Origin of the sequence: Thioalkalivibrio sp. ALM2T, assembly GCF_000381505.1 — a bacterium.
GTDB classification, from domain to species: Bacteria; Pseudomonadota; Gammaproteobacteria; order Ectothiorhodospirales; family Ectothiorhodospiraceae; genus Thioalkalivibrio; species Thioalkalivibrio versutus.
The window spans coordinates 111,216-132,415 of the sequence record NZ_KB906562.1; the positions used below are offsets into that span (position 1 = coordinate 111,216).

Annotated in this window: 15 protein-coding genes and 1 pseudogene; 9 read left to right on the plus strand and 7 right to left on the minus strand. The window is 67.1% G+C overall.

Annotated elements, in window-relative coordinates; translation table 11 throughout:
• Positions 1–9: 9 nt before the first annotated feature.
• The 7 genes from F816_RS0108850 to F816_RS0108880 form a co-directional block, all read right to left on the minus strand.
• The gene (locus F816_RS0108850; RefSeq protein WP_019594435.1) at positions 10–1,755 is read right to left on the minus strand and encodes a fumarate reductase/succinate dehydrogenase flavoprotein subunit; all 1,746 of its coding nucleotides are present in this window, start codon (positions 1,753–1,755) and stop codon (positions 10–12) included.
• Positions 1,752–2,543 (minus strand): GntR family transcriptional regulator, encoded by a 792-nt coding sequence (locus F816_RS0108855; protein WP_019594436.1) that lies wholly within the window; start codon positions 2,541–2,543, stop codon positions 1,752–1,754. Before F816_RS0108855 ends, F816_RS0108850 begins: the two co-directional genes overlap by 4 nt.
• Positions 2,544–2,601: 58 nt before the next feature.
• Positions 2,602–3,384, minus strand: a complete 783-nt coding sequence (locus tag F816_RS0108860; protein ID WP_026333211.1) for an ABC transporter ATP-binding protein — start codon at positions 3,382–3,384, stop codon at positions 2,602–2,604.
• A 155-nt stretch (positions 3,385–3,539) separates the two neighbouring features.
• Positions 3,540–4,271 carry an ABC transporter permease gene (locus F816_RS14115; protein ID WP_026333212.1) on the minus strand — a complete coding sequence of 244 codons (732 nt, stop codon included), beginning with the start codon at positions 4,269–4,271 and terminating at the stop codon, positions 3,540–3,542.
• Positions 4,272–4,798: 527 nt separating this feature from the next.
• Positions 4,799–5,557, minus strand: coding sequence for a molybdopterin-binding protein (locus F816_RS0108870; RefSeq protein ID WP_019594439.1), 759 nt, complete (start codon positions 5,555–5,557; stop codon positions 4,799–4,801).
• Positions 5,558–5,579: 22 nt separating this feature from the next.
• Positions 5,580–6,674 carry a ferrochelatase gene (gene hemH, locus F816_RS0108875; protein WP_019594440.1) on the minus strand — a complete coding sequence of 365 codons (1,095 nt, stop codon included), beginning with the start codon at positions 6,672–6,674 and terminating at the stop codon, positions 5,580–5,582.
• Positions 6,675–6,788: 114 nt separating this feature from the next.
• Positions 6,789–7,370: an HNH endonuclease gene (locus F816_RS0108880; RefSeq protein ID WP_019594441.1), complete on the minus strand. Its 582-nt coding sequence runs from the start codon at positions 7,368–7,370 to the stop codon at positions 6,789–6,791.
• Between the two features lie 334 nt (positions 7,371–7,704).
• On the opposite strand from F816_RS0108880, the gene F816_RS0108885 reads away from it, so the two are divergent.
• From F816_RS0108885 to F816_RS14890, 9 genes and pseudogenes are all read left to right on the plus strand, one after another.
• Positions 7,705–8,838 carry an NAD(P) transhydrogenase subunit alpha gene (locus tag F816_RS0108885; protein WP_038085667.1) on the plus strand — a complete coding sequence of 378 codons (1,134 nt, stop codon included), beginning with the start codon at positions 7,705–7,707 and terminating at the stop codon, positions 8,836–8,838.
• Positions 8,835–9,146 (plus strand): NAD(P) transhydrogenase subunit alpha, encoded by a 312-nt coding sequence (locus tag F816_RS0108890; RefSeq protein ID WP_017942675.1) that lies wholly within the window; start codon positions 8,835–8,837, stop codon positions 9,144–9,146. Before F816_RS0108885 ends, F816_RS0108890 begins: the two co-directional genes overlap by 4 nt.
• Complete coding sequence (locus tag F816_RS0108895; RefSeq protein WP_019594443.1) at positions 9,143–10,531, plus strand: NAD(P)(+) transhydrogenase (Re/Si-specific) subunit beta; 1,389 nt, start codon at positions 9,143–9,145, stop codon at positions 10,529–10,531. Before F816_RS0108890 ends, F816_RS0108895 begins: the two co-directional genes overlap by 4 nt.
• Positions 10,532–10,936: 405 nt before the next feature.
• Positions 10,937–13,153 carry a primosomal protein N' gene (locus F816_RS0108900; protein ID WP_019594444.1) on the plus strand — a complete coding sequence of 739 codons (2,217 nt, stop codon included), beginning with the start codon at positions 10,937–10,939 and terminating at the stop codon, positions 13,151–13,153.
• A 100-nt stretch (positions 13,154–13,253) separates the two neighbouring features.
• Positions 13,254–15,017 carry an arginine--tRNA ligase gene (argS, locus tag F816_RS0108905; RefSeq protein ID WP_019594445.1) on the plus strand — a complete coding sequence of 588 codons (1,764 nt, stop codon included), beginning with the start codon at positions 13,254–13,256 and terminating at the stop codon, positions 15,015–15,017.
• Positions 15,018–15,020: 3 nt separating this feature from the next.
• Complete coding sequence (locus tag F816_RS0108910) at positions 15,021–15,611, plus strand: SPOR domain-containing protein (RefSeq protein ID WP_019594446.1); 591 nt, start codon at positions 15,021–15,023, stop codon at positions 15,609–15,611.
• A gap of 2 nt (positions 15,612–15,613) precedes the next feature.
• Positions 15,614–19,558, plus strand: coding sequence for an ATP-dependent RNA helicase HrpA (hrpA, locus tag F816_RS0108915; protein WP_019594447.1), 3,945 nt, complete (start codon positions 15,614–15,616; stop codon positions 19,556–19,558).
• Positions 19,548–20,840 carry an FAD-dependent oxidoreductase gene (locus F816_RS0108920; protein WP_369773359.1) on the plus strand — a complete coding sequence of 431 codons (1,293 nt, stop codon included), beginning with the start codon at positions 19,548–19,550 and terminating at the stop codon, positions 20,838–20,840. The genes hrpA and F816_RS0108920 overlap by 11 nt, the downstream gene beginning before the upstream one ends.
• A gap of 251 nt (positions 20,841–21,091) precedes the next feature.
• Positions 21,092–21,200: pseudogene (locus F816_RS14890) on the plus strand (IS110 family transposase); the annotation flags it as partial.

Consider the following 21,200-nt stretch of genomic DNA (forward strand, 5'->3'; position numbering starts at 1 on the left):
ACTTCCCCTTTATTCAGCCGGGACTTCATCGGTGTTTTCGATCCGCATGGACTGGTAGGCCGACAGCTCGTCGTCATCCAGCGGGATGATGTAGGGATCCACCGCACGCGTGCCGGTGCACATGGACCCGTCTTCGCCCTTGTACAGGCGGCTGTGACAGAACCAGTTCTCGTCGTCGCGCTCGGGGTAGTCGATGGAGTAGTGGTACAGCCCCCAGCGGGATTCCTTGCGCGCCATCGAGGCGCGCGCCGCCATCTCGGCGCAGTCGACAATCGCATGCACCTCGAGGGCTCGTAGCAGTTCGTGGGGATCCCGGGCGTGGAGCTTGGCCAGGTCCTCGCGCACCTGCAGGATGCGGCTGAGCCCGATCTCCATCTTCTTGGTGACCTTGGGCGGCTGCAGGTAGTCGTTCACCAGGCGGCGCACCTTGTACTCCATCTGCTCCGGCGGAATGCCGTCCTCGGCATTCAGCGGTGCCATCACGCGTTCGAGTTCCGCGGCAATCAGCGACTCGTCCAGCGGGGCGTCGGTCCAGTCACTGACGTAGCGCGTCGCGCTCTCGCCGCAGATCTGGCCGTACACGAATGCGCCCAGCATGTAACTGTGCGGCACCGAGCCCATGTCCCCGGCCGCATACAGGCCCGGCACCGTGGTCTCGCCGTGTTCGTTGATCCACACCCCGGAAGCCGAGTGGCCGCTGCAGAAACCAACCTCGGAGATGTGCATCTCCAGCATGTGCTCGCGATAGTTGGTACCGCGTCCGGCGTGGAAGCGTTCGCGCGACGGGCGTTCGTTGGTATGCAGGACCGTCTCGATCTCCTGAATGGTCTCCTCGGCGAGGTGATCCACCTTCAGGTAGACCGGGCCCTTGCCCCCTTCCAGCTCGCGGTAGAACTCCAGCATCATCTGGCCCGACCAGTAGTCGCACTCGATGAAGCGCTCGCCCTGGGCATTCGCCGTGTAGCCGCCCAGCGGGCCGGTCACGTAGGCACAGGCCGGACCGTTGTAGTCCTTCAGCAACGGGTTGATCTGATAACACTCCAGGTTCGCCAGGTCGGCGCCGGCGTGATAGGCCATCGCATGCCCCTCGCCCACATTGGTGGGGTTCTCGTAGGTGCCGTACAGATAACCGGAGGTGGGCAGGCCCAGGCGTCCCGCGGCGCCGGTCGCCATGATCACGGCCTTGGCGCGGATCAGCATCGGCTCGGAGGTGCGGGTGTTCACCGCGAAGGCCCCGGCGATCTTGCCGTCGCGATCTTTCAGCAGGCGGGTAGCCTGATAGCGGTTTTCCACCTTGACCCGGTTACGGCGCAGGCGCCGATACAGGATTTTCTTGACGTTGTGGCCCTCGGGCATGGGCAGCACGTAGCTCCCCATGTGATGGACCTTCTTCACGTCGTAATCGCCGGTCTCGTCCTTCTGGAAGTGCACGCCCCAGGAGTCCAGCTTCTGGATCATGTCGTAGGAGCGCTCGGCATAGGCCAGCACGGCCTTCTGATGGACGATGCCGTCATTCGCCGTGGTGATCTCCTTTACATACTGCTCGGGCGTGGCCCGGCCCGGGATGATGGCGTTGTTCAGGCCATCCATCCCCATGGAGATCGCCCCGGAGCGCTTTACGTTGGCCTTTTCCAGCAGCATCACGTCCAGTTCCGGGTTTTCCTCCTTGACCGTTACCGCCGCCAGAGGCCCACCGGTCCCGCCGCCGATCACCAGGACATCCATCTCGACTGTTTTGATTTCGCTGACTTTCATAGGTACTCCTCATTGGGATCCGTACGGAACTTGCAGTTGAACGTGTCTTCGCGAAACGACAGGCATTCCACGTCAAATGGACGGCCGGACCGATCCATAAAGACACGCGTGAGTTTCAGGATGGAAGCGCGTACGGGCAGCGCGAGCGCCGCGCCGACAGCCGGCCCCGGGTGACACGCCTCGATCTCGATGCGGGCGCCTCGAACGCCGATTCCCAGTCGGTCCTTGAGAACCGTCAGGGTGTCCATGTCGAGGTCACGGCTGAATATGCGCCGCCCGATGGCGAGCGGCAGAAAGCTCTCGCTGACCATGACCGGCTGTGAGCGCAGGTGCTGCACCTGGCGGATCGCGGTGACCCGGTCGCCGGGTTTCAACCGGAGCTCCCGCGTGACCATGGGAGACGGCGCGGTCTCGCTCAGGGAAAGCAGCCGTACATCGGCCTCGCCGATCTGGCTGGTCACTGTCTCGCCGAAGGCCTCCATGCGCCGCAGCTCCTGGCTTACCCGCGGTCGGGCGACAAAGTTGCCCCGCCCCTGCGCCGTCACCACCAGGCCCTCGGCACGCAACTCCTGCAAGGCTCGACGCACGGTGATCCGGCTCACCCCGAAGGCCTCGATGAGCTCCTTCTCGGTTGCCAGGCGCTCGTGCGGCGCCCGCACCCCTTGCAGGATCTCGCGCCGCAGGCTGTCCCGGACCCAGCCGTACAGCGGCTCGGCCCTGGCGGCCCGGATCGTGGGCCGCGGCGGGACGGAACCCGTAGACCCTTGTTGGCGGTAGTAATAATGCATATGTACTAACCTATCATGACAAGTTATGTTGAGCAATCCACAGGCGGGCCGCAGCGGGCTAGACCGCCTGCCCCTGCTGCTCGAACGCCCGCGTGGTCTCGGCGCGGATCAGGTCCAGGCACTGCTTCTTCAACTCGACGAAACGGGGCTCGGTCACGATCTCGTGCGTACGCGGATGCGGGAGATCGACCCGGATGTCTTCGATCAGACGCCCCGGACTCGCACTCATCACGATGATGCGGTCGGCCAGAAAGACCGCCTCTTCGATGTCATGCGTCACGAAAACGATGGTGGTATGAAACTCCTGGCGCAGATCCACCAGGTTCTGCTGCATCATCGAACGGGTCTGGGCATCCAGCGCGCCGAACGGCTCGTCCATCAACAGCACGTCCGGGTAGTTCGCCAAAGCCCGCGCAATGCCTACACGCTGCTGCATGCCGCCGGAGAGCTGCGCGGGGTAGTGATTGCCGTAGGCCGACAACCCGACCATCCCGAGGAAGGTGCGCGCGATACTGTCCGATTCGGTCACCGAGTGGCCGGCCATGCGCGGACCAAACGCCACGTTCTTGCGCACGCTCTTCCACGGAAAAAGCGAATGTTGCTGGAACACCATCCCGCGCTCGGGACCGGGGCCGTTCACCCGCTTACCGTCGACCTCTACATGCCCGGACGTTGGCGCGACGAACCCCGCCACCGCATTCATCAGCGTTGATTTTCCGCAGCCCGAGGGCCCCAGCAGGCAGATGAACTCGCCTGGCTCGACCTGCAGATTCGCGCCATCCACCGCCACGTTTCGGCGGCCATTGGTGTTGAATTCGATGGAGACATCCGAGATCCGGATCCGGCCCACCTCTGGGCGGGTCCCTGCCGAACCGACATGAACGGGCTCCTTGCGCGAGGGTCCCTCGCCAAACGCCCATAGGTTTCCAAGTCTCATCTCATACCCCATTGCAATAGCGTTTTCGTAAGAAGCGTTGCGCCTGACTGGCCGCACATCTAGCGCTGCCAGCGCAGGAAGGGCCGCGTGCCAAACCGCACCAGCAGGGTGGACAGGGTCCCGAGTAGACCGATCGTGACCATTCCGACGATGATCTGCGGATACTGAATCAGCGAGTAGGAACTCCAGGTGAAGTAGCCGATCCCGTACTGGCCACTGATGATCTCGCCCGCCAGCAGCGAGAACCACGCGATGCCCATGCCGATCGCCATGCCCGCGACAATGCTCGGGAGTGCCGCCGGCAGGACCACATGAATCAGGATGGAGCTGCTGGATGCGCCCAGGGCCCGAGCGGCCCGGACCAGGTCCTTGGGTGTCTGGTCGACCCCGTGCATGGTGTTCAGCACGATCGGGAAAAAGGCGCCGAGGAAGGTGATGAAAATGATGCTGCTCTGCTCGGTCGGCAGCATCAGGATCGCCAACGGGATCCACGCTACCGCGGGGATCGGGCGGAAGATCTCCACGTAAGGGGAGAAAATATCCTCCACCAAACGGTTGCGACCCATAAAGACCCCCAGCGCGACCCCGGTGACCGTGGCCAGCCCGAAGGCGATCGCCACGCGTTCGACACTGGCGCCGATATGCCGATAGAACGTGTCGGAGGACAACAGGTCGAGCAGAACCACCCCCACCACGCTGGGCGCGGGCACATTCTCGAAGTTGAGCAACAATCGGAAGTCATTCGTGGACGCCAGATGCCACAACCCGATCAGCGCCAGGACGGAAAGTATCCGGACGCTGTAGCGGCCCCACCAGGTACCGCTCGACTTCTTGAACCAGGCACCGGCGGTTCCATGATCCGACACGTCCCCCTTTGGCCCCTTGGTCCCGGTCTCGCTTGGTTGCACATCCGTTCTGGCCTGCGCAGGGGCGCCCAGTTTCGGCGAAGCTGGGTCGGCCGTTTTCGGGTTGCCCACTACGGACACAGTCTTGTCAGTCATCAACCATCCCTCTATTAGCGATCAAGCAGTGATCCCGGCGAACAGCTCCGGACCATGATCACCCCACTTGTCCTGACGTGTTCTTACGCCCTGAGAGGGTTGCAGTAACTATGCCAACGAATCCGAACGGAGAAGAAAAAACTTAAGATACTGTTTTTTAAGTGCAATAAGGATGGCGGATCTGATGGAGCGCGGCCAAGCGCCGGAGAATGTGCATCACATGCGGGCAGGCCAGCCCCAATAAAGGGCAGCGAGCGCGAAGGAAACAGATTTCAAAGGACAAGTGCCCGCCGGATCGGCGGACCACCCGCGACGACTCAGTGGTCGAGAAAACCGCCGGCGATCAGGTGCTGGCGCAGGGCCGCCTGGGCCTCGGTGACGCGGGCGCGCGAGCCGCGCAGGCCCAGCTCGACCTGCGGGGCCTGGCGATCCATGCGCGGGAGGCAGGAAATGCGCAGGTCGGGGAACGCGGCCTCCATGGCCTCGAGCACCGGGACCAGGCGGCTCTCGGTGACATTCTCCAGGCGCAGCACCTCTTCCACGGCACCCGCTGCCGCATCGCGGTCGGGGAAGCGCTGCTCCAGGACCCAACGGGCCATGGGCTCGGCCATGGCCGGGAAACCGGGTACGCAGTGATGCTGCGCACCGCTAAAGCCGGGGATGCCGTTGACCGGGTTCGGGATCAGGCTGGCCCCCTCGGGGAGCTCGGCCATGCGTACGCGGTGGGGCCAGGCGTCGGCACCGAAGCGCTCCTCGAGGATGGCCATGAACTCGGGATGAGGCGCCAGCGGCCGGCCCAGTGCCTCGGCCAGGCAGGCGCGGGTGCGATCATCCGGGGTCGCGCCGATGCCGCCGAAGCTGAACACCTCGGCGCCGCTCGCCAGGGTCTCGCGGAAGGTCTGCGTCAGCAGGCGGGCGTTATCACCGACGATACGGATCCACGCAAGTTCCAGCCCCCTTTCCGCCAGCGCCGCGGTCAGGTGCGCCTGATGCTGATCGCGGCGCTTCCCGCTCAGGAGCTCGTCACCGATGATCACGGCGCCGATCTCGATCGTGTGCGATCCCCGGCCGTCCATCGTGGGTCGATCCATCGCCGATCTACTGCTTGGCACCCATGGCCAGCGCGCGCTCGCGGGCGGCCGCACGCGCCTCGTCGGCGTTGTCCGGGTCGTTGAGCCACGGTGCCAGGTGCTGCTGCAGCAGTCCGGTCAGGAAGTCGAGGTGATCGGCGCGGTCATTCAGCGCCGGGATGTAGTGGAAGCGCTCGCCCCCGGCCTCGGTGAAGATCTCGCGATTCTCGTCGCCGATCTCCTCGATGGTCTCCAGACAATCCGCCGAGAAGCCGGGGCAGATCACGTCCACCGAGCGCACACCCTGCTCCGGCAAGGCCTCCAGGGTCTTGTCGGTATAGGGCTGCAGCCACTCCTCGCGGCCGAAGCGCGACTGGAAGGTGACCTGCCACTGGTCGTCGCTCAGGCCCAGTGCCTGCGCGAGCTTGTGCCCGGTGGCGTGGCACAGGCAGTGATAGGGGTCGCCCTGCAGCAGGTAGCGTTTGGGGATGCCGTGGAAGGACATCATCAGGCGATCGGCCTGACCATGCGCCTGCCAGTGCTCGCGCACGCTGTTGGCCAGAGCCTCGATGTAGCCGGGCTGGGCGTCATAGGCGGCGATGAACTGCAGATCGGGCACCCAGCGCCAGCCCTTGAGCACGTCGGCCACGGCATCGAAGGTGGAGCCATTGGTGCTGGCCGAGTACTGCGGGTACAGCGGCAGGACAACCACACGACGCACGCCCTGGCGGCGCAGTTCGTCCAGACCGGATTCAATGGACGGGTTGCCGTAGCGCATGCCGAGGGCGACCGGGACATCCTCGCCGACCTGCGCGGCCAGACGCTCGCGCACACCGGCGGCCTGGCGTTTCGAGATCGCCAGCAGCGGCGAACCCTCTTCGGTCCACACGGTTGCGTATTTCGCCGCCGAGCGCTTGGGCCGAATGTTGAGGATTACGCCGTTCAGAATCAGCCACCAGATGGGTCGCGGGACCTCGACCACGCGCGGGTCCCAGAGGAACTCCTTCAGGTAGCGCCGCAAGGCGGGCGCGGTGGGTTCGTCCGGCGTCCCCAGGTTGGTCAGCAAAACGCCGACGCCGCGCGCCTGGCCATGGCGATAATCCGCTTCTCCGAAATACTTCATGGGGCTCCTTGCAGGCATGGGGGACGGTGACTCCCTGTCGGAGTCACGGAGCGTCGCTTTGGTTCACACGCCAAGGATACCCGCGGGCACGAGTGGGCGCGCGCCCGGGACGGGTCAGACGCTACGACCCCGCAACGGGCTGGTACGCGGGAAGTGCGCCTGCAGGAACTCCATCTGGTCGGCCAGCACGCGTTTGCCCTTGAGGAAGATGTATTCCGCGTGGGTGGGCGTGAACGGGATGGCGAGCAACTGCATCCCGGCTTCTTCCGGCGTGAACCCGGCCTTGTGGTTGTTGCAGCGCTTGCAGGCGGTGACCACGTTGGTCCAGGTGTCCTCGCCGTCCTGGCTGATCGGGGTCACGTGGTCGCGGGACAGATCGCGTTCGGGGAACGAGTGACCGCAGTAGAGGCAAAGATGGGCATCGCGGCGGAACAGCGTGGTGTTATTGAGCGGGGGGATGTAGTCGTTGAAGCGGGACTTGCGGGTGCCGTAAGTGGCGATGATCGAGTTGACCTCGACCCGCGACTGCAACCCGGTGCGCGCGTTGATGCCGCCACGCATGCGATATAGCGGGCTACCACAGGTGTAGGCCACCTGCTCGGTGTAATAGAGGCGCACGGCCTGCTCCAGGCCGATCCACTCCAGCGGCATGCCCGCGGCATCCGTGCGCAGGACCTGATGCTCATTCGGCAACATGACCCCGTCCCGTCTCAAGGAAACACGGATTTGCTCACGCGGCGTACGGGTGAACAAATCCATGCCGCCTTCGATACCCGAAAAACAATAAACAGCCTTCAGGAACAAAGCAATTACAACGCCATGACCCGCGGTATCGTAAGCTCACCCAACCTGACGGGCCCTGCAACGAGGGTGGACACGGTTTAAGCACGAGGCCGGATCCGCTACACTCGCGGGTCGTTTTTTGTGCGGCACGCCCGAATCACGCGTGCGGCATCCGATTTCACCACCCGCGAGCGCGGCTGATCGTCCCATAGGAAATACGGGAACGCTTGGCCCGGGGAGAGAGCGCATGGCAATCAAATTATCCGTTCCCAGGGAATCCGCCAGTGGCGAGCGCCGCGTGGCCCTGGATCCGTCGGTAGCGGCCAAGTTCAGCGATATGGGCGTCACGGTGCAGCTGGAAAAAGGTGCCGGTTCCGAGGCCCATTTCCCGGATGCGACCTACGAGAAGGCCTCCGTGGTCGACACCGCGACCGCCTACGGCCAGTCGGACCTGATGGTCCGCGTGGCACCGCCGACAGTCGAGGAGATCAACCAGCTGCCGGAAGGTTCGACCGTCGTTAGCCTGTTTCACGCCCACCGTAACCCGGACGTGGTCAAGGCGATGCAGGAGCGCAAGATCCTGAGTTTCGCGATGGAGCTGATCCCGCGCATCTCGCGCGCCCAGAGCATGGACGTGCTGTCCTCGCAGGCGGCCGTGGTCGGCTACAAGGGCGCGATCATGGGTTCGGATCTGTCCTGCCGCTTCTTCCCGATGCTGACCACCGCGGCCGGCACCATCCGCCCGGCCAAGGTGATCGTGATCGGCGCCGGCGTGGCAGGTCTGCAGGCGATCGCGACGGCCAAGCGCCTCGGCGCCATGGTCGAGGCCTATGACGTGCGTTCCGCCACCAAGGAACAGGTCGAGTCGCTGGGTGCGAAGTTCCTGGATCTCGGCGTCTCCGCCGAGGGTGAGGGCGGCTACGCCCGCGAACTGACCGCGGAAGAGAAGAAACAGCAGCAGGACGCACTGGGCGAGTACATCGCCAAGGCCGACGTGCTGATCACCACCGCCGCAATCCCGGGTCGCGCCGCACCCAAGCTGATCCCCAAGACCATGGTCGAGGGCATGAAGCCGGGTGCAGTCATCATTGACCTGGCGGCCGAGGGCGGCGGGAACTGCGAACTGAGCAAGCCTGGCGAGACCCACGACCACCGAGGCGTGATCATCCATGCCCCGTTGAACGTGCCCTCGCAGGTCCCGCTGCATGCCTCCGAGATGTATGCCAAGAACCTGCTCAATTTCCTCACGCCGATGATCGCCGAAGGCGGCGAGTTCCAGCCCGACTGGGATGACGAGGTCATCGCCAAGAGCGTGCTGACCCGCGACGGCGAGATCGTGCACGAGGCCACCCGCGAGGCCCTGAAGGGAGCGAATACATGATCATCGAAGGCTTTATCGCGCTGTACATCTTCATGCTCGCGGCCTTCACCGGCTACGAGATCATCTCCAAGGTCCCGGTCATCCTGCATACCCCGCTGATGTCCGGTTCCAACTTCGTCCACGGCATCGTGCTGGTCGGGACCATGGTCGCGCTCGGCCACGCCACGACCCCGCTGGAACAGGCCATCGGCTTTGTCGCCGTGATCCTGGCCGCGGGCAACGCCGTGGGTGGCTATGTCGTCACCGAACGCATGCTGGAGATGTTCAAGACCAGCAAGAAGGACGACAAGAAGGGAGATAACGCATGAGCCTGATCATCAACCTCGCCTACTTTGCGGCGGCGGTCCTGTTCATCGTCGGCCTCAAAAAGATGTCTTCGCCGACCACCGCGCGGCCGGGCATCATGTGGGCCGGCGTGGGCATGGTGATCGCCACGCTCGTGACCTTCGTGCACCCGGAAGTCTCCGGGGGCGTGAACTACACCCTGATCGTCCTGGGCATCGTCATCGGCGGCGGTCTGGCCTGGTGGAGTGGCAAGAAGGTCGCCATGACCGACATGCCGCAGATGATCGCGCTGTACAACGGCATGGGCGGCGGCGCCGCGGCCGGCATCGGTGCGATCTACCTGCTGCAGGCCACCCCGGAAAGCGTCACCAATACCGGCCTGGCGATCGCCACCACCGGCTCGCTGATCGGTGCGGTGGCCTTCTCTGGCTCGCTGGTGGCCTACGCCAAGCTGCAGGGCCTGATGAAGAAGACCTTCCACTTCCCGGGCCAACAGGTGGTGAACATCGCCATCTTTGCTATCACCGTGATCCTCGGCTTCATGCTGGCGACCGGCGGCGGCGAGATCGGCTCGGCCACACTGCTGCTGTTCTTCGTCCTGTCGCTGGCCTTTGGCATCCTGATGACTCTGCCGATCGGCGGCGCCGATATGCCGGTGGTCATCTCGCTGTACAACGCCCTGACCGGCCTGGCTGTCGGCCTGAAGGGGATCGTGCTCGACAACCCGGCACTGATGATCGCCGGTATTGTTGTCGGTGCAGCCGGTACGCTGCTGACCCAGCTGATGGCCAAGGCGATGAACCGCCCGATCAGTAACATCCTGTTCAGCCAGTTCGGCGGCGGCGGCGGGGGTGCCGAGGAAGCGATCGAGGGCACCATGAAGGAGATCCAGGCCAACGACGCCGGGATCATGATGGCCTTTGCCGAAAAGGTGATTATCGTGCCGGGCTATGGCATGGCCGTGGCGCAGGCGCAGCACAAGATCTGGGAATTCACCCAGCTGCTGCAGAAGCGCGGCGTGGATGTGAAGTTCGCGATCCACCCGGTCGCGGGCCGCATGCCCGGGCACATGAACGTGCTGCTGGCCGAGGCCGGCGTGCCCTACGACATCATCTTCGACCTCGACGAGATCAACGAGGAGTTCAAGACCGCGGATGTCGCCATGGTCATCGGCGCGAACGACGTCGTGAACCCGGTGGCCCGGACCAATCCGGACTCCCCGATCTACGGCATGCCGATCCTCAACGCGGACCAGGCGCACAACGTCATCTGCGTGAAGCGCGGCAAGGGCTCCGGTTTCTCGGGCATCGAGAACCACCTGTTCTATGCCGACAACAACCAGATGTTGTACGGCGACGGCCAGAAGGTGGCCGCCGAACTGGTGGCATCGGTCAAGGCCCTCGGCTAGTCGGCCCGCCCCACTCGCGGGGCCCGGACACCGGGCCCCGCAACCGAAACCCGGCCACCGTTTTGCGGTGCCGGGTTTTTTTGTTGCTCGCCCACCGGGCCAGGATTTAAACCCGAAATCTGTACATTTCCTATACAAACTACCCACAAGGGCCGGGGTCAACCCCCGGTTAGCACACACAGCGCGCACTCGGTTTCACATAACGACCATAACTCTATGTTTTACATGAATTAAATGAATATGGTCGATTTTTGCCCAATCCAAGTAGCCCTTAGCAGTAACAAGCATTTAGGGATGTTCATACCGATTCACCCACAGAGTTATCCACAGCTTTTGTGGATAACCCCCTCTCGCAGTGCGACGGCCACTCCCCCTCCCCGGGGCCCGACACAGTAGACTGTGCGCATGCCTGCCGCGCCCCGAATCGCCTGCATCGCGCTGGATCGCCCTCTGGACCGGCTGTTCGACTACCGCATCCCCGAGGGCCTGACGCTTACACCCGGCCAGCGAGTGCGCGTGCCCTTCGGGCGCGGGTCGACCATAGGGATCGTGGTCGAGCTGGCATCCACCAGCGAGGTTGCACCTGGCCGCCTGCGTGCGATCCAGGAAGCACCCGAGGCAGAACCGATTCTGGGGCCCCGTCTGCTGGAACTGCTGCAGTTCGGAGCCCGGTACTACCACCACCCCCTGGGCGAAGCCCTGCTGGGGGCACTTCCCCCGGCCCTGCGCCATGGCGACCCGCTCCCCGCCCTGACACCCGAGACCCTGTGGCGGATGACACCCGCGGGCAGCCAGGCGCTGGCCGACGGTGACGCCCGCGGGCGACGCCAGCAGGCCGTCCTCCGCGCGCTGGCCCACCCGGATCCCACACCGCATGCCTCACCGGCCCTGGATCGCGCCACCCTGGCCGCCGCCACCGGGCTGCAACTCGCCCCGCGCGAACTGCGCGCGTTTGCGGAACGCGGCTGGCTGGAGGCGACCACGCCCGACCCGAAACAGCCACCGCCCCCGAACACCAGCGACCACACCCTGACCGCCGAACAACGCGCCGCCGTCGACGCCCTGACCCCGGATACCGGCATACCCCTCCTGCTGGAGGGTGTCACCGGAAGTGGCAAGACCGAGGTCTACCTGCAAATGGCCGAACGCGTGCTGGCACGCGGGCGCCAGGTCCTGTTCCTGATCCCCGAGATCGCCCTGACGCCACAGCTGAGCGCGCGCATCCAGCAGCGCTTCCCCGGGCAGGTCGCCCTCCTCCACTCCGGGCTGTCCGAGGGCGAACGCCTACGCGCCTGGGAGTCCGCCCGTCAGGGGCATCGCCGCATCGTCGTCGGCACCCGTTCCGCGCTGTTCACGCCCCTGCCCGATCTCGGCCTGATCATCGTCGACGAGGAGCACGACAGTGCCTTCAAACAGCAGGATGGCTTTCGTTACAACGCCCGCGACCTGGCCATCAAGCGCGGCCAGCTAGAACAGGCCGCGGTGGTCCTGGGCTCGGCCACGCCGACCTTGGAGACCCTGCATGCGGCCACCACTGGCCGCTACGCCCACGCCCGACTGGCGACGCGCCCGGACGGCTCTCAACCCCCCGCCGTCGAGGCCATCGACACGCGTGTGCACACCCCGGACGAGGGCCTCACCGCCCCGCTTCTGGATGCCATGCAACAGACCCTCGCCGCCGGCCACCAGTGCTTTCTGCTACTGAACCGGCGCGGCTTCGCCCGCGTGCTGGCCTGCGACGCCTGCGGCTGGGTCGCCGAATGCCCGGACTGCGATGCGCGCCTGACCATCCACGCGCACAACCCGCGTGCCGTCTGCCACCTCTGCGGTCACCAGGAACCGCGCCCCCAGCGCTGCCCGCAATGCGGCGAGGCCCTGGCCCAGCGCGGTCTCGGCACCCAGCGCCTGGAACAGGCCCTGGCCCGCCACTACCCGACCACTCCGCTGATCCGCCTGGACCGCGACAGCATCCGCCACAAGGGGGCGCTCGAGGAGGCGCTAGACCGCATCCGCCAGCTGGATGCTGCCATCGTCGTCGGGACCCAGATGCTGGCCAAGGGCCACGACTTCCCGCAGGTCGGACTAGTCGGCGTGATTGACGTCGACCAGGGCCTGTTCAGCGTCGACCTGCGCGCGACCGAAAACACCCTGCAGCTGATCGTGCAGGCCGCCGGGCGCGCCGGACGCGGTTCCGGCGGCGGCCGCGTCCTGCTGCAGACCGGTCATCCGGACCACCCCCTGATCCGCGGCCTGAATGCCGCGGACTACCCGGCGATGGTCGCGCCCCTGCTGGAGGAACGCGCCGCCGCCGAGATGCCGCCCCACGGCCACCTGGCCCTGGTCCGCGTCGAGGCGGGCGATGCCGAGACCACCCGCCGCCACGCCGAGCGCGTCGCCACCCACTTGCGCAACGCGGCTGCCGGAGGCCTGCGCGTACTCGGCCCGGCCCCCGCACCGCGCCACCGCGTCAATCGCCGCTTCCGCGAACAGATCCTGCTGCAGTCCACCCAGCGCGGCCCACTCCATCGGGCCCTGACCCGCGCCCGCCACGCCTGGCAGACCGACGACCTCCCGCGCGGCACCCGCATCGCCATCGACATCGACCCGGTCTCGCTGGCGTAAACCGCCGCCCGGTTCCCTTCGAGCACCCCGTACCGGGGCGGCACGACCAGCGCTTCCGGGTTAGAATGCGGCCCTTTTTACCCGACGGATCGAGCTTCCCTTGAAAGACACCCTGACCGAGGCCCTGGCGGCCGCACTGGAGACCCTGGTGGCCGAAGGCCGCGTACCCGCCGACCACGGTGTCGAGGTACAGGTCACGCGTGCGCGCGACCGCGAACATGGCGACTTCGCCGCCAACCTGGCGATGCAGCTCGCGCGCCCGGCGAAATCCAAGCCACGCGATCTGGCCGAGGCCCTGTGTGCGGCCATGCCCGAGGTACCCGGCCTCGCCGGCACCGAGATCGCCGGCCCCGGTTTTATCAACTTCCGCCTGGCCGCGGATGCCCGCACGCTGGTGCTGGGCCGCGTCGCGACCCAAGGTGACGACTTCGGCCGCTCCAGCGTAGGCGGGGGGCGCCCGGTGCAGGTGGAATTCGTCTCCGCCAATCCCACAGGGCCGCTGCATGTCGGCCATGGCCGCGGCGCGGCCTTCGGCGCCACGGTAGCCGACCTGCTGGATTTCTGCGGGTTCGATGTCACCCGCGAGTACTACGTGAACGACGCCGGGCGGCAGATGAACATCCTCGCCGCCAGCGTCTGGCTACGCTACCTGGAGCAGCACGGTGTCCAGGTGCCGTTCCCGGCCAATGGCTACAAGGGCGAGTACATCTACCCGGTCGCCGAGACCCTCACCGCGCAGATCGGCGAACAGGGCGTGCACCCGGCCGAGGCCGTCACCCGCGATCTTCCGGCGGACGAGCCGGACGGCGGCGACAAGGAAACCTTCATCGACGCGGTGATCGCCCGCGCCCGCGAGCTCCTGGGCGAGACGCTTTACCGCAAGGTGTTCGACTGCGGCCTGAACGCGATCCTCGATGACATCCGCGACGACCTGCGCGAGTTCGGCGTCGAGTACCAGTGCTGGTTCTCCGAGCGCAGCCTGGCCGACTCCGGCGCGATCGACGCCGCGGTGGAGGACCTGCAGGGGCGCGGCGCGCTGTACGAGCAGGACGGGGCCCTTTGGTTCCGCTCCACCGACTACGGCGACGACAAGGACCGCGTGGTGCGCCGCGAGAACGGCGACTACACCTACTTCGCCTCCGACATCGCCTACCACCGCGAGAAGTTCCAGCGTGGCTTCGAACGCGTCATCAACATCTGGGGCGCCGACCACCACGGCTACGTCCCGCGCGTGCGCGCCGCGCTGCAGGCCCTGGGCCTGGACCCCGGCCGCCTCGACGTGCTGCTGGTGCAGTTCGCGATCCTCTACCGCGGTGGCGAGCGCCTGCCCATGTCCACCCGCGCCGGCCAGTTCGTGACCCTGCGCGAGCTGCGCGACGAGGTCGGCTCGGATGCCGCGCGCTTCTTCTACGTGCAGCGCCGCTGCGACCAGCACCTGGACTTCGACCTGGATCTCGCCAAATCACAGTCCAACGACAACCCGATGTACTACATCCAGTACGCGCACGCGCGCATCGCCAGTGTGCTGCGCACCGCTGCCGAGCGCGGGCATGCCCCGGCCGCCGCCGACGCCGCAGGCCTCAGCACGCGCCTGACCGAACCGCAGGAGAATGACCTGCTGGATCGTCTGGATCGTTTCCCCGAGGTGATCGCGGCCGCCGCCGAGGCCTGCGAACCGCACCAGATTGCCCAGTACCTGCGCGAGCTGGCCGCCGGCTTCCACGCCTACTACAACGCGGTACCCTTCCTCAACGCGGACGACCCCGACGTGATCGGCGCGCGCCTCGCGCTGCTGACCGGCGCCAAGCAGGTGCTGCACAACGGCCTGCGCCTGCTGGGCGTGACCGCCCCGGAACGGATGTAGACCATGGCCCAGGCGCGCAAGACCCGTCGCAAGTCCGCCCCGCGGAAGGCCTCGCGGCCGATCCCCGGCTGGGTATGGATGTTGCTCGGCCTGCTGATCGGCCTGGGGCTTGCCGCCGTGCTGTACCTGCAGGGTGCCGACCGCTCGCCGGATCTGGGTGCGTTGTTCGGTGACCCGGATCCCGCGACCGAGACGGCCGCCCCGACCCCGGCACCGGTGGAGCGGGACACCGTTCCCTCGGACGACGAGCCCCGCTTCCGCTACTACGAGCTGCTGCCCGAGGACGAGATCCGGGTGCCGGAGTCCGAGCGCGACGCGCCCGCCCCGACCGTGCCACCGGCCGCATCGCCCAGTGAAGGCGATCCGGTCGTCCTGCAGACCGGCTCGTTCCGCCGCTTTGCCCAGGCCGACGAGATGAAGGCACGACTGACCCTGCTCGGTCTGGACCCGAAAGTGCACGAGGTCGAGATCCAGGGCGAGACCTGGTACCGCGTCTACCTCGGCCCGTTCAGTGACGAGGACCGCGTGCGCCAGGCGCTGGAGCGCCTGCGCACGGAGAATATCGAGGCCCTGCGTCTACGCTACCAGGGCTGAGCGTGAAACCGGCCCCCGCACCGGATCTCGACGCCCTCGCGGCCCGCATCGAGGCATTGCCCTCCGGCGGCGAACGCAAGGACCTCGCGGACCTGCTGCGCCGGGCCCGTCAGCGCCAGCGGCGCGGGCAGCCGTGCGACCGCATGGCCCGCACCCTCGCCGAACGCCTGGCCACCATCGAGGGGGCCGCCCCCCAGGTAGGCAGTGACGAGCGCGCCCGCCTGCGCCCGCAACCCGTCTACGCCGGCGACCTGCCGATCCACGCCGAACGCGAACGCATCGTCGCCGCCATCCGCGAGCACCCGGTACTCGTGCTGTGCGGCGAGACCGGCTCCGGCAAGACCACCCAGCTGCCCAAGCTGTGCCTGGAGGCCGGGCGCGGCGAGACCGGGCTGATCGGTCACACCCAGCCGCGCCGGATCGCCGCGCGCTCGGTGGCCAGCCGCATCGCCGAGGAACTTGGCACCACCTTGGGCGGCAACCGGGACTCCACGGTCGGCTTCAAGGTGCGTTTCTCCGACCAGACCGGGCCAAACAACTGGGTCAAGCTGATGACCGACGGCATCCTGCTGGCGGAAATGGCGCATGACCCGGAGCTACGCGCATACGACACCATCATCGTCGACGAGGCGCACGAACGCAGCCTGAACATCGACTTTCTGATGGGCGTGCTCAAACGCCTGTCGCACAAACGCCCCGAACTGCGCATCATCATCACCTCGGCCACCCTGGACCCCGAACGGCTGTCGGCGTTCTTCGACGACGCCCCGATCCTGACGGTGGCCGGACGCACCTATCCGGTGGAGGTCCGCTACCGGCCGATCGAGCCGGAGGATACTGGTGACGAAGGCGACGAACAGGGGCGTGGTGAACGCGACCTGTTCGACGGCATCCGCGACGCGGTGGCCGAGTGCGAGCGCGCCGGGCCCGGCGACGTACTGGTATTCCTGCCCGGCGAGCGCGAGATCCGCGACGCCCACCAGGCCCTGCGCGGCCAGGTCCGCGCCGACACCGAGATCCTGGCGCTGTACGCACGGCTGTCCGCGCGCGAGCAGTCGCGGGTATTCCAGTCACACAGCGGCCGTCGCATCGTGCTCGCAACCAACGTCGCCGAGACCGCGTTGACCGTGCCCGGCATCCGCTTCGTGATCGACTCCGGGCTCGCGCGCATCTCGCGCTACTCCTGGCGCTCGCGGGTGCAGCGCCTGAGCCTGGAGGCCATCTCGCAGGCCGCCTGCGACCAGCGCGCCGGGCGCTGCGGCCGGCTGGGCCCCGGCATCTGCATCCGGCTGTTCGCGGAAGACGACTTCAACCTGCGCCCGCCCTTCACCGACCCGGAGATCCAGCGCTCTAACCTCGCCTCGGTGATCCTGCAGATGGCCGCGCTCAAGCTCGGCCAGCCGCGCCAGTTTCCGTTCCTCGATCCGCCCGACCCGCGCCTGGTCAAGGATGGCTACCACCTGCTCGACGAACTGGGCGCGGTAGACGAGCGTGGCCGGATCACCCGGCGCGGGCGGCAGCTCGCGCGCATGCCCATCGACCCGCGCCACGCGGCGATGCTGCTGGCCGGCACCGAGCACGACTGTGTCACCGAGACCGCCACCATCGCCGCGTCCCTGTCGCTGCAGGACCCGCGCGAGCGCCCGGCCGAGGCCACCCAGGCGGCGGACCAGGCCCACCGCGAGTTCCAGGTCGAGGGGTCCGACTTCATGGGCATGCTGCGGCTGTGGGACGCCTGGCACACCGCCCGCGAGGACCTCGGGTCCAGTGCCCTGAAGCGCTGGTGCCGCGAGCACTTCCTGAACTTTCTGCGCATGCGCGAATGGCAGGAGCTGCGCGTACAACTCCTGCGCCTGGCGCGCGAGATGGACCTGAAGCCGAACCACCAACCGGCGGACGCCGAGGCGGTGCACCGGGCGCTGCTGACCGGGCTGGTCAGTCAGGTCGGGCAGAAGACCGAGCGCGGCGACTACCTGGGCGCACGCAACCGCCGCTTCCAGATCCACCCCGGCTCGGTGCTGGCGAAGAAGAAGCCGGCCTGGGTGATGAGCGCGGAGATCGCCGAGACCACGCGTGTATACGCCCGCGACAACGCACGCATCGAGCCCGACTGGATCCTGACCGCCGCCCCGCACCTGCTTAAGCACCACATCTTCGAGCCGCACTTCCAGGGCCGCAGCGGACGCGTCGGGGCGTTCGACCGCATCACCCTGTACGGGCTGGTCGTGGCACCCAGGAAACCGGTGGACTTCGCCAAGTATGACCCGGCCGAGGCGCGGCGCATCCTGATCCGCGAGGGCCTGGTCGGTGGCGAGCTAAGATCGCGCTCCAACGGCGTGCGCGCCAACCGCGAGGCGGTGGCCGAGATCGCCGAACAGGAGGCGCGCGGGCGCCGCCGCGACCTGCTGGTGGAAGAGGAGCGCCTGTTCGACTTCTACGACGCCCGTCTGCCGGCCGAGATCACCGACGGCACGAGCTTCGAGACCTGGGCGCGCAAGACCGAAAAACACGATCCGGAGGCGCTGAAGATCGACCGCGCCGAGCTCATGAACGAGCCAACGGCCACGCTCCCGGAAGGCGCCTATCCCGACCATCTGGAGCTCGAGGGCCTGCGCCTGCCACTGGCCTACCGCTTCGAGCCCGGCCAGCCGGACGACGGCGTGACCGTCACCATCCCCATCGCCGCGCTGAACGCGGTGCCCGAATGGCTGGGCGACTGGCTGGTGCCAGGGCTGCTGGAGGATCGCGTGACCGCCCTGCTGCGGAGCCTGCCCAAGGCCCTGCGCCGCCAGTTCGTGCCCGCCCCGGACTTCGCCCGCGCCGCGCTCGCCCGCATCGAACACCGCCAGGGCCCACTGATCCCGGCACTGGCCGCGGCCCTGCGCTCCATGACCGGCACCGACATCCCGCTGGATGCCTGGCGCCCGGAGACCCTGGAGCCGCACCTGGTGATGCGCTTTCGCATCCTCGACCCGGAAGGGAAGGAAGAGGCCAGCGGCCGCGAGCTGCCCGCGCTCAAGGCGCGACTGGGCGGGAGCGCCGAGGCCCACTTCGATGCCAGCCGTCCGGACGAGATCACCCGCGAGGGCATCACCGAATGGGATTTCGGTGCGCTGCCGGAGAGCGTCGAATTCGACCACCAGGGGGCACAGCTGCGTGCCTTCCCGATCCTGGTCGACCATAACGATTCCGTCTCGCTGGAGTTGGAACCCGACCCGGGCAAGGCCGAACGCGCCCACCGCGCGGGCCTGCGCCGGCTGTTTCTGCTCGGCGCCCGCAAGACCGCGCGCGATCTGCGGCGCCAGCTCCCGGAGATCGAACGCGCCTGCCTGAACTACTCGACACTGGGCAGCTGCGAGACCCTGCGCGACCAGATCCTGGAGGCCGCCGCCGACCGCGTGTTCCTGGCCGAGCCCTGGCCACGCGACGCCGAGGCGTTCGTCCAACGACTCAACGAATCCCTGCCGGCGTTCTCGCCCACCGTAATGGAGCTCTCGCGCCTGACCGCCGAGACCCTGCGCCGCTGGCACGACCTGCGCACCCGGCTGCAGGGCGACCTGCCGCTATCCTGGATCGAGGCCGCGCGCGACATCCGCGGGCAGCTGGACGCGCTGGTCCCGGCGGATTTCCTGCTGCGCATCCCGCATGATGTCCTGCCGGAACTGCCGCGCTACCTCGAGGCGATCGAGAAGCGCCTGGAGCGCCTGACCCAGGCCCCGGACAAGGACCGCGCCCGGCGGGTCGCCGTGGAGCCACTGTGGCAGCAGGCGCAGGAACTGATCGCCCGCGCCCCGGACCACCCGGACGTCCTCGCCTTTCGCTACCGCATCGAGGAATTCCGCGTCTCGCAGTTCGCCCAGGAACTGGGCACCCGCGAGAAGGTTTCACCCAAACGCCTGGAACGCGAATACGCGACACTGATCCAACGAATGGCCAGTGGCACATGAGCCACGACAACGGAAGGACCAACGGATGCGCGTAGCGGTCATCGGCGCCGGGGTGATCGGTGTCACCACAGCCTGGTACCTGCAGGAGGCCGGAGCCGAGGTCGTGCTGCTGGACGCCGCTGCGGCGCCGGCCAGTGGATCCAGTTTCGCCAATGGCGGCATGCTGCATGCCAGCCATGCCGAACCCTGGAATGCCCCGGGCGTGGGTCTCGACCTGCTGCGCTATCTCGGACGGCGCGATTCGCCGCTGCTGGTGCGCCCGCACGCCATACCGGGACTGATCGGCTGGGGCCTGCGCTTTCTCGGCAACAGCCGCCGCGCGCGCTTCGAGGAACACACCCGGCTCAATGCGCGCCTGGCTGCCTTCTCCCTGAAGGAGATCGACCGCCTGCAGCGCAAGCTGGCACCCGAGGGGCTGGACTTCGACTTCCGCCGCAGCGGCATCCTCAAGCTGTTCCAGGACCCGGCCAGCCAGGCCCGCAACCGCGCCGCCAGCGAGGACATGGCGGACGCCGGCGTGCGCTTTGAGGACTGGACCGTCGAGCGCATCATCGCCGAAGAGCCGGCGCTGGCCCCCGTGCGCGATCAATTATGCGGCGGGCTCTACTTTCCCGACGATGCCATCGGCGATGCCGCCCGCTTTACCGCGGGCCTGCTGGCCATCGCCCGCCGCCGCGGACTGACCTATTGCCCGGGCGTGGCGGTGCGCCGCCTGCGCACCTTCCGCGGCCGCCTCGATGCGCTGGAGACCTCGGAAGGCCCGATCGCCGCGGATGCCTGTGTCGTTGCCAACGGCTACCACGCGCCCGATCTGCTGCGCCCACTCGGGATCCGGCTGCCCGTGGCACCGGTCAAGGGCTACTCGCTGACCCTGCCGATGGACGCCGAAACCCGGATTCACCTGCCGCTGATCGACGACGCCAACAAGGTCGTGATGACCCCGCTGGGCGATCGCCTGCGCCTGGCCGGCACCGCGGAGTTCGCGGGTCGCGACGGCAGCCTGAACCCGCAGCGGGCCGCCAGCGTACTGGACCATTGCCGGCGCACCCTGGCCAGCCTGCCCGACCGAATGGATGCCGAAACCATGGCCCCGTGGACCGGCCTGCGCCCGATGAGCGCACGCGGCACCCCGATCCTCGGGGCGACCGTGGTACCGGGCCTTTACCTCAATACCGGATCCGGCCACCTGGGGTGGACCTTCGCCTGCGGCGCGGCCGCGCTGGTGTGCGACAGCGTGCTGGGCGAAACCCCGGCATTGCCAATGGACGGCCTGACACTCTGATTTCGCACGGTTTGGGGAGCGACACACCCTGGTCGATGCGTTTCGCTACGCTCAACACATCCTTGTGTCTTGCGGTTCACGGATCGCTACCATGAACCGTACCGGGCTCGGGGTAACCCGAACGCATCCTGAGGTCACGAACCTGTTTCGTAGATGGGCCCCCGAGTCCTTTTTCATCTCGAAGTTTGAACGGTATCCAATGCCCCCCGTGAGGGACGGGTGAGGCTGTACGGACAAGGCGAGAGGACGAGATGGCGCATATTGGCATTGATGTGAGCAAGAACAAGCTCGACTGCATGTGGGTCCGGGATCTGGAGGCGGGCAAGGTCAAGCCCAAGGTGTTCCCGAACCGCCGAGACC